The organism is Enterococcus sp. DIV2385 (assembly GCF_051711925.1).
Taxonomy (GTDB): domain Bacteria; phylum Bacillota; class Bacilli; order Lactobacillales; family Enterococcaceae; genus Enterococcus; species Enterococcus faecalis.
The window spans coordinates 2,237,200-2,251,923 of the sequence record NZ_JBIONV010000001.1 but is presented as its reverse complement, the minus strand read 5'-3'; the positions used below and the strand labels follow the sequence as shown (position 1 = coordinate 2,251,923).

General features: G+C 37.4%; 15 protein-coding genes. 13 read left to right on the top strand and 2 right to left on the bottom strand.

The window, feature by feature from the left end:
- Positions 1-9 precede the first annotated feature (9 nt).
- The 11 genes from tenA (at position 10) to dinB (ending at position 8,535) form a co-directional block, all read left to right on the top strand.
- Positions 10-672: a thiaminase II gene (gene tenA / locus IGM04_RS10865; protein ID WP_002372337.1), complete on the top strand. Its 663-nt coding sequence runs from the start codon at positions 10-12 to the stop codon at positions 670-672.
- Positions 673-847: 175 nt separating this feature from the next.
- On the top strand, positions 848-1,444 hold the full coding sequence (recR, locus tag IGM04_RS10860) for a recombination mediator RecR (protein ID WP_002356363.1): 597 nt from the start codon (positions 848-850) through the stop codon (positions 1,442-1,444).
- Between the two features lie 208 nt (positions 1,445-1,652).
- Positions 1,653-2,291 (top strand): dTMP kinase, encoded by a 639-nt coding sequence (gene tmk, locus IGM04_RS10855; protein WP_002356366.1) that lies wholly within the window; start codon positions 1,653-1,655, stop codon positions 2,289-2,291.
- 19 nt (positions 2,292-2,310) lie between these two features.
- Positions 2,311-2,640, top strand: a complete 330-nt coding sequence (locus tag IGM04_RS10850; RefSeq protein ID WP_002356367.1) for a cyclic-di-AMP receptor — start codon at positions 2,311-2,313, stop codon at positions 2,638-2,640.
- A gap of 1 nt (position 2,641) precedes the next feature.
- Positions 2,642-3,592, top strand: a complete 951-nt coding sequence (gene holB / locus IGM04_RS10845) for a DNA polymerase III subunit delta' (protein WP_002384059.1) — start codon at positions 2,642-2,644, stop codon at positions 3,590-3,592.
- Between the two features lie 116 nt (positions 3,593-3,708).
- The gene (locus IGM04_RS10840; protein WP_002356371.1) at positions 3,709-4,548 is read left to right on the top strand and encodes a PSP1 domain-containing protein; all 840 of its coding nucleotides are present in this window, start codon (positions 3,709-3,711) and stop codon (positions 4,546-4,548) included.
- Positions 4,541-4,888, top strand: coding sequence for a DNA replication initiation control protein YabA (locus tag IGM04_RS10835; RefSeq protein WP_002356372.1), 348 nt, complete (start codon positions 4,541-4,543; stop codon positions 4,886-4,888). The genes IGM04_RS10840 and IGM04_RS10835 overlap by 8 nt, the downstream gene beginning before the upstream one ends.
- 111 nt (positions 4,889-4,999) lie before the next feature.
- The gene (rsmI, locus tag IGM04_RS10830) at positions 5,000-5,872 is read left to right on the top strand and encodes a 16S rRNA (cytidine(1402)-2'-O)-methyltransferase (protein ID WP_002356373.1); all 873 of its coding nucleotides are present in this window, start codon (positions 5,000-5,002) and stop codon (positions 5,870-5,872) included.
- A gap of 14 nt (positions 5,873-5,886) precedes the next feature.
- Positions 5,887-6,549 carry an ABC transporter ATP-binding protein gene (locus IGM04_RS10825; protein ID WP_086317992.1) on the top strand — a complete coding sequence of 221 codons (663 nt, stop codon included), beginning with the start codon at positions 5,887-5,889 and terminating at the stop codon, positions 6,547-6,549.
- Complete coding sequence (locus tag IGM04_RS10820; protein WP_002356377.1) at positions 6,533-7,291, top strand: ABC transporter permease; 759 nt, start codon at positions 6,533-6,535, stop codon at positions 7,289-7,291. Before IGM04_RS10825 ends, IGM04_RS10820 begins: the two co-directional genes overlap by 17 nt.
- A gap of 128 nt (positions 7,292-7,419) precedes the next feature.
- Positions 7,420-8,535 (top strand): DNA polymerase IV, encoded by a 1,116-nt coding sequence (dinB, locus tag IGM04_RS10815; RefSeq protein WP_306297584.1) that lies wholly within the window; start codon positions 7,420-7,422, stop codon positions 8,533-8,535.
- 44 nt (positions 8,536-8,579) lie between these two features.
- Here the strand turns inward: dinB and nrdG are convergent, their stop codons facing one another.
- Positions 8,580-9,176: an anaerobic ribonucleoside-triphosphate reductase activating protein gene (gene nrdG, locus IGM04_RS10810; protein ID WP_002356379.1), complete on the bottom strand. Its 597-nt coding sequence runs from the start codon at positions 9,174-9,176 to the stop codon at positions 8,580-8,582.
- A gap of 32 nt (positions 9,177-9,208) precedes the next feature.
- Positions 9,209-11,392, bottom strand: coding sequence for an anaerobic ribonucleoside-triphosphate reductase (nrdD, locus tag IGM04_RS10805; RefSeq protein ID WP_086317994.1), 2,184 nt, complete (start codon positions 11,390-11,392; stop codon positions 9,209-9,211).
- A gap of 405 nt (positions 11,393-11,797) precedes the next feature.
- Between nrdD and IGM04_RS10800 the strand changes: the two genes are divergently transcribed.
- Both IGM04_RS10800 and IGM04_RS10795 read left to right on the top strand, forming a co-directional pair.
- Positions 11,798-12,565, top strand: a complete 768-nt coding sequence (locus IGM04_RS10800; RefSeq protein ID WP_002356382.1) for an ABC transporter ATP-binding protein — start codon at positions 11,798-11,800, stop codon at positions 12,563-12,565.
- On the top strand, positions 12,555-14,651 hold the full coding sequence (locus IGM04_RS10795; RefSeq protein WP_002384061.1) for an ABC transporter permease: 2,097 nt from the start codon (positions 12,555-12,557) through the stop codon (positions 14,649-14,651). The genes IGM04_RS10800 and IGM04_RS10795 overlap by 11 nt, the downstream gene beginning before the upstream one ends.
- The last annotated feature ends 73 nt before the right edge of the window (positions 14,652-14,724 follow it).

The following is a 14,724-nucleotide window of genomic DNA, read 5'->3' as shown; positions in this document are numbered from 1 at the left end:
GAGAAACCTATGACATTTACAGAACAAGCCAAAGAACAAGCTCAAGCTTCTTGGCAAGGGAGTTTTCAGCATCCTTTTATCACAGAGTTACATGAAGGAACCTTGAGTCCAATGATTTTTCGCTACTATTTAATTCAAGATCATTACTATTTAAAACATTTTAGTCAACTTTATCGCTTGATTGCGGCACAAACGCAACAACCTCGATTGAAAAAATTACTCTTAACAAATGCGGAAAATCTCGCGTTGGGCGAATTAGCTATTCGTGAAACTTTTTTTGAAGAACTAGCGATTACGGAAGAAGAAGTTGCAGCGACACCGATTGCACCAACCGCGTATCACTATGTTTCTCATATGTATCGCCAACTTATTGAAGGAACGCCTAAGACGGCCGCAGCAAGTATGTTGCCTTGTTCTTGGCTCTATCAAGAAATTGGTGCACAGTTAGTCAAACAACACTCACCAGAGCCACTGTACCAACGTTGGATTGAAACCTATGCTGGGGAGGAAGCGTACCAACACGTCCAAGAGGAACGCCAACTGTTAGACCAATTATATGAAGAAAGTTCACCACAAGAACAAGCAGCTATGATCACCGCTTTTGTTATCAGCAGTGAGATGGAATACGCTTTTTGGGAAATGGCCTATACACACGAAACCTGGATTGGTTAATACAAAAGCAAGTCGTTTAGTGCTCGTAACTAACGACTTGTTTTTGTATTAGAAAGCAGTAATTGTCAGTTGCTTTTTTGACAGGGCGTGATAAGATATTCAGTGACGCAAAATCTGTTGTAACTCGCTCAGTAATAACAGAAACGCCTTGCTAAGAAAGGACTGTAGAAGCCTCATGAATTATCCAGAACCGATTGCAAAATTGATTGAAAGTTATATGAAATTACCAGGAATTGGTCAAAAAACAGCGACACGGCTTGCTTTTTATACAATTGATATGAAAGAAGAAGATGCTAATGCTTTTGCAAAAGCGCTAATTAGTGTCAAGAGAGATCTCCATTTCTGTAGTATTTGCGGAAATATTACTGAAGAAGATCCTTGTGAAATTTGCCAAGATAAAAATCGTGACCGTAGTATTATTTTAGTAGTGGAAGAACCAAAAGACGTTATGGCAATGGAAAAAATGCGTGAATATCAAGGCTTGTATCACGTACTTCACGGGGTGCTTTCACCGATGGAAGGAACAGGACCAGAAGATATTAATATTGCCTCTTTGATCAAACGATTGCACGATGATGAAGTGAAAGAGGTCATTATAGCAACCAACGCTACCACTGAAGGAGAAGCGACGGCGATGTATTTATCACGGCTCATTAAACCAGCTGGAATCACCGTTACTCGTTTGGCACACGGCTTGTCTGTCGGCAGCGATATTGAATATGCAGATGAAATAACCTTGCTAAAAGCAGTCGAAGGGCGTCGAGAAATTTAAAAGAAACATCGTTGGAAAAAGAAGTTGAAATCGAAGTAGGTCGTTTCTGTGAGAAAATGTCGCAGTTCAAGCTTTTCCGTACTTCTTTTTCAGTTTCTTTTTTTCAGCGGATGCATCACTTTAAATAGGACATAAGGATTTCAATTAGACTGATAGAGCAAGATGAAGTATAATAGATACAAGTAAAAATTGATTGGAGTTTTCGCACGTGCAGGGTATTTTTATCACATTTGAAGGTCCAGATGGTGCTGGTAAAACCAGTGTTTTGAAGGAAGTTTCTGAAAGATTAGCTAAAGAGTCAAAACGAAAAATTGTCACTACAAGAGAACCAGGCGGCATACCGATTGCCGAAAAGATTCGAACAGTTATTTTAGATCCAAGAAATGACAGAATGGATGAGCGAACAGAAGCTTTACTTTACGCAGCTGCTCGTCGTCAACATTTAGTGGAAAAAATCTTGCCAGCTTTGGAAGCAGGTCATTTAGTCCTATGTGATCGTTTTGTTGACAGCTCATTAGCCTACCAAGGCGCTGGGCGTAGAATTGGGATTGCCCCCATTGCTTCAATTAATGCGTTTGCGACAGAAGGTGTCTCACCAGATTTTACAATTTATTTAGACGTTGACTCAGATACTGGCTTACGGCGGATTCAAGAAAATCGAACACAGCAAATTGATCGCTTAGATTCAGAAGGATTAGAATTTCATCAACGTGTTCGTCATGAATATTTGAAATTAGCAGAAGAAAATCCACAACGTATCAAAAAGATTGATGCACGGATGAGTTTAGAACTTGTCGTAGAAGCAACGTATCAGGCGATTATTGAACGTTATCCAGAAAACTTTTAATTATAGGAAGGTGTAGACCATGAAGATTATTTTAGCCATTGTACAAGACAAAGATAGTAACCGATTAGCCAACGAATTTATTGATGCCAATATTCGTGCTACAAAATTATCCTCAACAGGTGGGTTCTTAAAAGCGGGAAACAGCACATTTATTATTGGGATTGATGATGAACGTGTCGACGAAACATTAGCTTTAATTAAAGAAACATGTCAATCAAGAAAACAATATGTTTCAACACCTGTGACTTTAGATATCACAATGGATGGCCAAATTCCTTATCCTGTGGAAGTTGAAGTAGGCGGCGCTACTTGCTTCGTCTTACCAGTTGAAGGATTCCATCAATATTAAGATGAATGAAGCACAACAGCTACAGCAAATGCAACCTTTGCTGTACAAGCAACTCCAAAAAAGTTTTGAGCATGGTCGTCTTGCCCATGCTTATCTTTTTGAAGGAGATACAGGAACTGGAAAACAAGAATTTGGCTTATGGATGGCGAAACATGTCTTTTGTACGAATTTAGTAAATCAACAGCCTTGTAACGAATGCCATAATTGTGTGCGGATTAATGAAAATGAACATCCAGATGTTTTAAGAATTGCGCCAGATGGGCAAACCATCAAAGTGAACCAAATCCGTGAATTAAAAGCGGAGTTTTCTAAAAGTGGGGTTGAGACTGCTAAAAAAGTTTTCTTAATTCAAGAAGCAGATAAAATGAGTACCGGCGCAGCCAATAGTCTCTTAAAATTTTTAGAAGAACCAGAAGGACAAATTTTAGCTATTTTAGAAACCACTTCGCTTTCTCGAATTTTACCAACGATTCAATCACGATGCCAAACCTTACATTTTCAACCATTAGTCAAAAAAACATTAATTGATCGCTTAATCAAACAGGGGATTGGTGAAAAGACTGCAACCCTTTTAGCTGAGCTGACAAATAGTTTTGAGAAAGCAGTTGAAATCTCTCAAGATGAATGGTTTAATGAAGCTAGGGAAATCATTTTGCAATGGTTTAATTATCTAAAAAGTAATGATTTACAGGCATTTATCTACGTTCAGAAGAAAATGGTCAAAGTATTTAAGGAAAAAGAACAACAAGCGCTTAGCTTTGACTTGCTCATGGTTTATTACCGTCAATTATTGGAAGAAAGTGTTGCGACACAGCAAGCCAAAAAAGTAACGGAAGAGCAGGCGGAACGGTTGGCGCTAATTTTGAAAGCACGCCAAAAATGGACTGCCAATGTTAGTTGGCAAAATGTTTGTGAACAATTAGTTATCCAAATGATTCACCCTAAATCATAAAGGAAAAAAGTGCCAAGTGGCATTCAGTTTCATAATATAGTAGGAACTTAGTTGTTTCAGCAAGTTCCTTAACCGATTGAAGCGACGTTCACTTGAACTAGATTAGGAGGAATAAAATGGTAGAAGTAGTAGGAGTTCGCTTCCGTGAAGCCGGTCATATCTATTATTTTGCTCCTGGAAAATCTGAGTATATTTATAATGAGAAAGTACTCGTTGAATCTCAACAGTCAAAACAATTAGCTACTGTTGCTATTCCTAAAAAAACAGTCGATTCAGACGATTTACCAGAGGACCTAAAACCCATTTTAAATAAAGCAACAGCCAATGATTTAGAAAAAGAACAAAAAAATTTGGCTGATGCAGAAGCTGCCAAAAGCATTGCCAATGAAAAAATTCGAGCTCATGACTTAAAAATGAAATTAGTGCGAGTAGAATATACCTTCGATCGTAGCAAAATGATTTTTTACTTTACGGCAGATGGGCGAATTGATTTTCGTGAATTAGTCAAAGACTTAGCGGCTATTTTCCGGACGCGAATTGAGTTACGTCAAATTGGTGTCCGAGATGAAGCGAAAATATTAGGTGGCATTGGCCCTTGTGGCAGACAACTGTGTTGCTCAACATTTCTAGGAGATTTTATGCCAGTTTCAATCAAAATGGCTAAAGATCAAGGGTTATCTTTAAATCCTGTCAAAATTTCGGGATTATGTGGCCGCTTAATGTGTTGTTTGAAATACGAAAACGACGAATATGAAGCCGCTAAAAAAGAATTACCAGATTATGGAAAAGAAGTAATAACACCAGATGGCAAAGGCAAAGTCGTCGGGTTGAATCTATTAAGTCGGATTGTCAAAGTTCGTCTGCATGGTCGTGAAATCGCAGCGGATTATGATTACGAAGAAATCAAAGAAGCTACTGCGAAAGTTGCTGCTGAAAAAGGTGATCAAAATGGATAAACGTTCGCTCTATGATGGATTAAATTCGTTGGAAACTGATTTAGACAGTTCAGTGACACAATTAAGAGAAATTAAAGCAGCACTCCATGAGTTGGTAGAAAAAAATACCACGTTGGAAATCGAAAACCAACGCTTACGGGAGCATCTCCAAGAACTGAATAAGTTAGCAGGAAATACAACTGAAACTGAAAAACAAGAGCTATCAAAATCACGTATGAATTTGGAAAAACTTTATGAAGAGGGCTTCCATGTCTGCAATATTTTATATGGTTCAAGACGTGAAAATGATGAAGAATGTGCCTTTTGTCTTGATGTTATTTATGGGGAACGTACGCGTTAAGTCTAGTGGACACTGCAAATAAAAAGGAAAGGTTTGGTTTGACAGTCAATCGATTGTCAAATCAAACCTTTATCTATTTATAGAACGAAAAAGGAAAATGAGGGATGCGCTATGCAAAAACAGAAAAGTTTTGATAAGCAAACAACAAAAGGAAAATTGTATCTTGTCCCAACACCGATCGGCAATTTAGAAGATATGAGTATTCGTTGTTTAAACATATTGAAAGAAGCAACGGTGATTGCTAGTGAGGACACAAGAAACACACAAAAATTGCTAAATCATTTTGAGATTACAACACCACAAATTAGTTTACACGAACATAATTACAAAGAGCGAATTCCTCAACTGATTACACGATTGCTGAGTGGTGAAACGATTGCCCAAGTTAGCGATGCAGGTATGCCTTCAATTAGTGATCCTGGTCATGAATTGGTTACAGCATGTCTTGAAGAAGAACTGGCAGTGATTGCCTTGCCAGGACCTACGGCAGGAATGACCGCCTTGATTGCCTCGGGTCTTTTACCACAGCCATTTACGTTTTATGGTTTTTTACCAAGAAAGAAAAAAGAACAGAAAGACGTGTTATCAGCATTAAAAGAAGAGCGGCCGACACAGATTTTTTATGAGTCCCCCTATCGGATTGCTAAAACGGTCGCAACGTTTGCTGAAGTCTATGGTCAAGAACGCCCCGCTGTGATTTGTCGAGAATTAACGAAACTTCATGAAGAGTATTTGCGTGGTACCTTAGGAGAACTAACAGAATATTTAGCAGAAAATACGCTAAAAGGCGAGTGTTGTTTATTAGTTAGCGGATTTACTGGTGAGAAAGAGACAATAGCAGCAATGCCAGCTATTTCCCTCAAGGAACATGTGCAAGTTTTAATGGAGGAAGAGGGACGGAGTTCCAAAGAGGCAATCAAAGAAGTGGCCAAATTGAGAAATGTAAAAAAACAAGAAGTATATAAAGAATATCATTCCATTTAAAAAAGGAGAGAAACATGAGTAATTTATTGCGAGCAGAAGGCGTGTCTTATCAAGTAAATGGTCGTAGCATTCTTTCTGATATTGATTTGTCATTTGAAACAGGCAGCAATACAACAATTGTTGGTCCTTCAGGTAGCGGGAAAAGTACATTTTTAAAAATTTTATCTTCATTATTAAGTCCTACAGAAGGCGAAATTTTTTATCAAGAAGCGCCAATTACTACAATGTCAATCGAAACATACCGCCAAAAGGTTTCTTATTGTTTTCAGCAGCCAACTTTATTTGGTGAAACCGTGTATGATAATTTGTTATTTCCATTTACCGTCAGACAAGAAGCGTTTAATCAGGAAAAAGTCGTGGCATTACTCCAACAAGTGAAATTGCCCGCTGCTTATCTTGAAAAGAAAATAGCCGAACTCTCTGGTGGTGAGCGACAACGGGTTGCTTTGCTACGAAACATTATTTTTGTACCAGATGTTTTATTATTAGACGAAGTTACAACGGGATTAGATGAAGAAAGCAAACAGATTGTCAATCAATTGTTAAACCAATTAAACAAAGAGCAAGGAGTCACGCTGGTTCGTGTCACGCATGATACCGAAGAAATTCAGCAAGCACAGCAAGTGATTCGTATTGTAGCAAGAAAGGTGGCGCCGACAGATGGATTTAGCAGTTAATAATTTGTCCTTATTTTTTTCAGCCATGCTAGTGGTGGTCGCATTAATTATTAGTACTAAAGAAAAATTAGGTTTTACCAAAGATATTATTATTAGTGTGATTCGAGCAGTCATTCAATTAGTCGCAGTCGGCTATTTATTAAAATATGTTTTTCAAGTCAATAACCTGATTTTAACGCTCATCATGGTTTTGGTGATTGTTTCCAACGCAGCCTTTAATGCAAAAAAACGTAGTCAGCAATTACAAAAGGGCTTTTTGATTTCTTTCATTGCGATTGGTTGTAGTACAGGAATTACCATTGGTATTTTGATTTTTTCTGGTTCTATTAAATTTATTCCTTCTCAAATCATTCCTATCAGTGGGATGATTGCCAGCAATTCGATGGTGGCAATTGGCTTATGCTATCGCAATTTAGATACTCTTTTTCAAAACCAACGGCAAGCGGTAATGGAGAAACTAGCATTAGGTGCAACTATCAAACTCGCCTCTTTACCAATCATCCAACAAAGTGTGAAAACCGGGATGGCGCCGACGATTGATTCTGCCAAAACTGTCGGAATTGTTAGTTTGCCTGGGATGATGTCAGGCTTGATTTTTGCGGGCGTTGATCCGGTCCATGCGATAAAATATCAGATTATGGTGACTTTTATGTTGCTATCAGCAACAAGTATTGGTTCAGTGATTGCAACTTATCTTGCCTATAAAGGCTACTATAATCAACAAAAACAATTGGTTGTTTAATTAAAAAGCTGGAAATCTGTGTTTATAACTTCACGGATTTTCAGCTTTTTCTGGTTGAAATAAAGAAGTTTCAATTTGAAAAAGAACGGACGTTCGTATATAATGGAGGGAGGAGGCGAATCAAAATGATGAGCGAATTACGTTTTCCCTTAAAAAAAGATACGTCGAGAAAAATTATACATATAGATATGGACGCGTTTTTTGCTTCAGTTGAAGAACGAGATCATCCAGAGCTAGTAGGACATCCGTTAGTTATTGCGCGCCATCCAAGTGATACTGGGGGCAAAGGAGTGGTGACCACAGCGAATTATATTGCTCGACAGTACGGTATTCACTCGGCTATGAGTGCTCAAAAGGCGTATGAACTATGTCCAAGTGCCATTTTTAAGCCAGGTAATTATCAGAAATATAGTGAAATTTCTCAAGAAATCCGTGAAATTTTTCGCCGCTATACAGATGTGATTGAACCAGTATCTATTGACGAAGCGTATTTAGATGTAACTGAAAATAAGGTCAACAGTAAGTCGGCTATTAAAATTGCGAAAATGATCCAATATGATATTTGGCATGAATTGCAGTTAACTTGCTCGGCAGGTGTTAGTTACAATAAGTTTTTAGCCAAGTTAGCATCAGATTTTCAGAAACCAAAGGGCCTGACGGTTGTCTTACCAGAAGAGGCCGAAGATTTTTTGAAATCATTACCGATTGAAGATTTCCACGGAATCGGGAAAAAAACAGTGCCTAAAATGCATGAACTAGGGATTTTTACTGGAGCAGATTTATACAAGCAAGATGAGATGACGTTGATTCGGTTATTCGGTAAAATGGGTTATTCATTGTATCGTAAAGTCCGTGGTATCCATGATGCGCCAGTTCAAGTGACTAGAGATCGTAAGTCGGTAGGCAAGGAACATACTTACGGCACCCCTTTAACGACGGAAGAGCAGGTTACGGCTCAATTGAGACAATTAGCAGCAGGTGTTGAGCGTGCATTGCAACGAGTGCAAAAACATGGCAAAACAGTAGTCCTAAAAGTTCGTTATACTGACTATACGACGATTACGAAACGTGTGACATTACCTGAATATATTTCTAAAAAAGAAGAACTTTTCTATCAAGCGAATTTAATTTGGGAAGATATTTTAGGTTTAGAACAAGGAATCCGTTTATTAGGCATTACTTTAACGAATTTAGATCCACTAGCGTATGAAAACATTGTTTTACCTTTATGGGAAAAAAGTTAGCCCTTTAGACACATCCTCAAGAGATGGCTAAAGGGCTAACTTTTTTAAATTGATTTTTTGATTTGTTCATAAGACGTTTCGGCGTCATGACATTTTTCCCAAATAACAGCTTTGCCAGCAGCAAGTGATTTGGGTACATCAATAATCCGTTGATTACTACTGCCACGAAATTGTAAATTTAAATTACGTTTTGCCAGTTCAAATCGCCCATCAACTAAAATGTCAATTGAATGGAGTAGTTCAAGCTTATCAGGCGTTTCTAAAAGTAGTTCTTCAAAGGTATACCCAGACCAAGACCAGATATCTTTGGCTGAGCCAAATGTTTCCCGCACACGTTTGACTACACTAAGACAAACATCTGTATTCAGAAAGGGTTCACCACCCAAAAGAGTCAAACCTTGGACATAGTCATGGGACAAATCTTCAATAATTTGATTCATTAAAGATTCTGTAAACGGCGTACCGTAATTGAAATTTTGGACAGCTTTGTTAAAACAACCTTCACAAGCAAAGAGACAGCCGCTCACATATAAACTATTGCGTACACCTTCGCCATCAACAAAGTTGAACGCTTTGTAATCGGCAATCTTTTTTTGGCTGTAGTCTTCGGTTTTCCATTCTTGTGGTTTCGGATTACGCATCAGCAAAACTTCTTTCTATAGAATAATCGAGTTTAATTTTTTAAATGTTTCACACGAGAGGAAATTTCTTTGTGACGACCGTGTACCATTGGGCGAGCTTGCGGGTTACCTAAATAACCACAAGTCCGTTTAACGACATCACAAGTCTTAGGATCATGATTGCCACATTCTGGACATTCAAAGCCACGTTCAGTTGGATGGAAGTCCCCTTCAAAACCACAGGCATAACAATGATCAATTGGCGTATTGGTTCCTAAATAGCCAACTTTGTCATAAGCGTAATCCCAGACAGCTTCAAGTGCTTTGGGATTTTGCTGTAACATGGGGTATTCACAGTAGTGGATAAAACCACCAGAACAGTATTTTGGATAATCCTTTTCAAAATCAAGTTTTTCAAAAGGCGTTGGATTTTTGCGTACATCATAATGGAAACTATTTGTGTAATATTCTTTATCTGTAATATTTTCGACGATGCCAAATTTTTCAGTATCTAAACGGCAAAAACGGTCAGTCAAGCTTTCGCTCGGTGTAGAGTAGACACTAAAATGATAGCCGTATTCGTTGCCCCAGTTGTCGGCATTTTTTTTCAGTTCTTTTAAAATATCCAGTGTAAAGTTTTTGGCCTCTTGATTGTCCTCCCAAGCACCGCCGTAAAAGGCAGAAGCCACTTCATACAAGCCAATATAGCCAAGCGAAACCGTGGCACGTTTGTTTTTAAACAGTTCATCTACGGCATCCTGTGTAGCTAAACGTTTTCCAAATGCACCATACATGTATAAAATCGGTGCATTCGCTGGTTTAGCTTCTTTAACACGTTCAACCCGATAAGCCAAAGCATCTTTAACGATCGCTAAACGTTCATTTAAAATTTGCCAGAACTTTTCTTGACTTCCTTGCGCTTCTAAAGCGATTCTTGGTAAGTTCAAGGTCACAACGCCTAAATTCATTCGGCCAACATTTACTTCTTCACCTTGTTCGTCTTTCCAGCCTTGTAAAAAGGAACGACAGCCCATTGGTACCTTAAAACTACCTGTTAGTTCAACGATTTTATCATAGTTTAAAACATCAGGATACATGCGTTTCGTTGCGCATTCCAGTGCCAGTTGTTTAATATCGTAGTTTGGATCAGTAGGTTGCGCATTGACGCCGCGCTTAATTGTGAAAATCAGTTTTGGGAAAATAGCTGTTCGTTTTTCAATCCCTAAACCATTAATTCGGATTTGTAAAATCGCCCGTTGAATTTCTCGCTCAAACCAGTTGGTACCTAAACCAAATCCCAGAGAAGTAAAAGGGGTTTGTCCATTGGAAGTAAATAAGGTATTAATTTCATACTCAAGACTTTGCATGGCATCAAAAATATCTTTTTTCGTTTTCTTCCGAGCGAATGCTTTTTGGCGTTCTTCTCCTTCAATCCATTCTTGCGCATCTGCTAAATGTTTTTCATAATTACGTTCCGCAAAAGGCGCTAATAATTCATCAATCCGATCGGCAGAGCAACCACCATATTGACTGGAAGCTACATTGGCAATAATTTGAGAAATTTGTGCAGTAGCCGTTTGAATTGATTTTGGTGATTCGACATCAGCGTTCCCAATTTTAAAGCCATTGTTTAGCATGCCTTTAAAATCAATTAAACAGCAGTTTGTCATGGGCGTATATGGATGATAATCTAAATCGTGGTAATGAATATCGCCTTTTTGATGGGCATTAGCCACGTGTGAAGGCAACATCTTTAAACCAATTGATTTTCCAACAATCCCAGCGGTTAGATCACGTTGCGTATTAAAAACGTCACTGTCTTTGTTGGCATTTTCGTTCACGACAGTCTGATCTTTATTAATTAATTTGCCGATAGATACATTAATATCAGTCGCTTTACTACGCTCAAAATCACGTTGGGTTCTGTAATGAATGTATTCTTCGGCTAAGGCATATTCGTTGTTGGATAGCAGAGTATGTTCCACAATATTTTGAATTTCATAAATTTTTACGTTATTGGTAAAACGTTCGGCAATTTCTCGATTGACATCGGCAACAATCGATTGGACTTTTTGATGTGTCAAAGGAGTGACTTGGTCATGTATTTTTTGTTCAGCTTTGATCAAAGCGTCGTATATTTTTTGATCATCGAAAGTCACTAAACGACCATCTCGTTTGATGACTTTAATTGTTGAGAGATTAACATCCTCGGCTTTTTCATCAGTAATCTTCATCATTTTATCCAGCTCCTTATATCTCGTTAGTAACTATCCTAATACAAAGGTCGGCTAAATTCAATCGATATATTGCGTATTTTTAGTAAAATATCACTAGACAAACACTATATATTGTGCTTGTGCTGTTTTGAAAAAATATGAAAACAAATGAAGAAAAGGATTGAGCAAATTTTTTTGTGTGAAAAAAATTCTTTGTCCAAATTAAAAAACAGCAAAGAGTTTTTTGCCAAATTGCTAAAAGCAACACTAAAAAATAACAATTATTAAATAATAATTGTTTGCGGATTTATTCACGAAATGCCAATTATTCTTTGACTACCGAACGATATTGTAAGATAAAACGATGTTCATTCAGATTTTTTCTTGGTAAAATAAGAGTAATAACAAAACGTTGGAGCGAGAAAAATGAAAAAAATTGTAGAAGTAAACCATGTCAGCAAGACATATGGTCGTTTAAATAATAAAACAGAAGTATTAGATAATATTTCGTTTACCGTTGATGAAGGCGAATTTGTGGGGATTATGGGTCCCAGCGGTGCTGGGAAATCGACACTGTTGAATGTCTTATCCTCGATTATTTTGCCAACCGCAGGAATCGTGCGCATCGCCGGACAAGATATTTTAAAAATGCGAGATAATCAATTAAGTGATTTTCGGAGAAACGAAATGGGGTTTATTTTTCAATCGTTTAACCTAATTGATACGTTAAATGTGAAGGACAATATTCTGTTGCCTTTAGCTGTAGAAAAAGTTTCATTAGAAGAAATGGATAAACGTTTGTTACATGTGACTTCGATTTTGGGGATTCAGGAGCTTTTATCTGCTTATCCACCAGAGATATCTGTGGGACAAAAACAACGGGTAGCAGCTGCTCGTGCTTTGATTACGAACCCTAAAATTATTTTTGCAGATGAACCAACTGGCTCACTGGATTCAAAATCAGCAACAGAATTGTTGAAATATTTAGCTGAAATTAATCTGCATGATGATGCCACAATTTTGATGGTGACACATGACCCGTACACGGCCAGTTTTTGCAATCGCATCTTATTCATTAAAGACGGTGCGATTTTCTCAGAAGTTGTTCGTCAAGGATCACGTAAGGAATTTTTTAATCGTGTGATAGATATGCAAGCAACGATTGGTGGAGGCGGGCGCGCAAATGATTTTTAAACTATCATTAAAAAATTTAAAAGCTCATGTACCTAACTATCTGGTTTATTACATTAGTATGACTTTTGCAGCGGTCGTTTATTATTGTTTCCGTGCGATTGCTTACAACCAGCCTCTTGTCGCAGGTGCAGGCCGTGATATCGAAATTAAGCGATCTTTAGGACTTGGTAGTACCTTAGTCACCATTATTATTTTGGGCTTTATGTTGGCAGCAAATCGTTTTTTTATAGGAAAACGTAGCCAAGAAATTGGCTTGTATCGATTAATTGGCTTGAGAAAGAGCCAAGTTTCACTAATTTTTTTAGTAGAAAATTTAGTTTTAGGCTTTGTTTCACTAATTAATGGAATTATTTTAGGAGTGATTTTCACCAAGTTGTTTTCAATGATTTTAGCCAAAGTTATGTTTTTAGAAGTCCCCAGTTTCTTCTATATTTCTTGGCGTTCCGTTATTGAAACCGGTGTAGCTTTTGCATTTATGATTTTGATTGTCTGCTTAAGAAGTATTTGGATGATTTATCGTTATCCATTGTCGCAGCTTATGCACCAAGAAAAAATTGGTCAAATTAATTATAGTCGTTTAACGAAACGGCGGCAGTTTCTAGGTATTTTAGGACCTATTTGTTTACTGGCTGGTTATTTTATTGCGTTTGATTTTCGGAATTTAGCGACAGGTATTGTGTATAAACAATTAAATGATTCATTGGATATCTCGATTCCGATGATTATTACATTGACGCCTTTTATCATTTTGGGTCTATGTGTGGTGGGAACTTATTTATTTTTCCGTTATACCATGTATTTTATCATTCGCTTATTTAATCATAGAAAAAAATGGTATTACCAAGATTTACGCATGATTACTTTAGGCAATGCCAAACGCTACTTATTTAAAAGTAGCAAAACACTCACTGGTTTGACCTTGTTAATTGCGACAGCCTTGAGTGGGATCGGCGTGATGGTTTTTGTGTATACGATTAGTATGCACACGGTCAACAGTGATGGCCCCGTGGACTTTTTAGTTTCACAGGAAAGCTATCCTAAATTGAAGAAAGTTCTCGATGAAGCGAAGGACACCAAAATAAAAAATGAAGTGACACTTTCTTATAAAATTACTGGAATTGAACGAAGTTTGCGAATTGGTCAAGCGCAAGAGGAACAAGAAACGATTGAAGCAGTTAATGTTTTATCCTTCTCAAATTACCGCAACTATCAAAAAATTAATCCTTATTTAAACGATTTACATTTAAAAAATGACCAAAGTGTTATCTATATGGATAGCTTTACCAATATTTTAAGTGGTATGTCTCGTTATGAATCGAAACTGCAATTTGTTGAAGGAGAGAAGGCACAACTGCAACAAGTGCTGCCTAACTATCTAGGCAATTTTTTATTGCAATATTCCTTACCAACGATTGTCGTTTCCGATGCCCTTTATCAGAAAGTGACAAAAAATTCCATTCAGTATCAGATTAACGCCGTAAATGTTGACACGAAAAGCCGTGAAAAACTTTATGAAGCCGTAAATAAACAGATTGCCACAGAATGGCAAGCGCCAATTTTGTATAAGTATGAAAAAAATAACCAGCAGTTGAGTGGTTTTGCCAAACAAATGCCTAACGAAGAGGTAAAGAATACGCAAGATGATGTCACAGAAACTTGGCGGCTAAATATGAATGATCGCTACGCCTCTTTACGCTATGAACGAAAAATTAACGGCTTGACTTTATATGTCTCCATGTTTGTGGCAATTTTAGCGTTGTTTATTACGGGCAGTATTTTGATGTTACGACAACTCTTTTCAGCTGTAAGTGAGCGTCAAGATTACGTGACTTTAAAACGGATGGGTGTTTCTAGTAAAGCGATAACTAAGCAAATTTATCGACAGAATAGTTTGATTTTCTTTCCGCCGATGGTCATTGGGATTTTGCATACCACCTTTGCCATTTATTTGTTAAGCCAATTTATTAAGAGTCCAGGATATTTGTTAGTATATCTTTCTTGTGGAATCTTAATAATTGTTTATCTAATTTTTTATATTTTAACGTCTGCCATTTATGCGCGGATGATTCGACACATCCATTTTTAAAAAACTGTAAAAGCCGTTGTGAAGCGGTTTTTACAGTTTCTTTATGCGAAAAAATTATGAGAGTTCCGTTTAT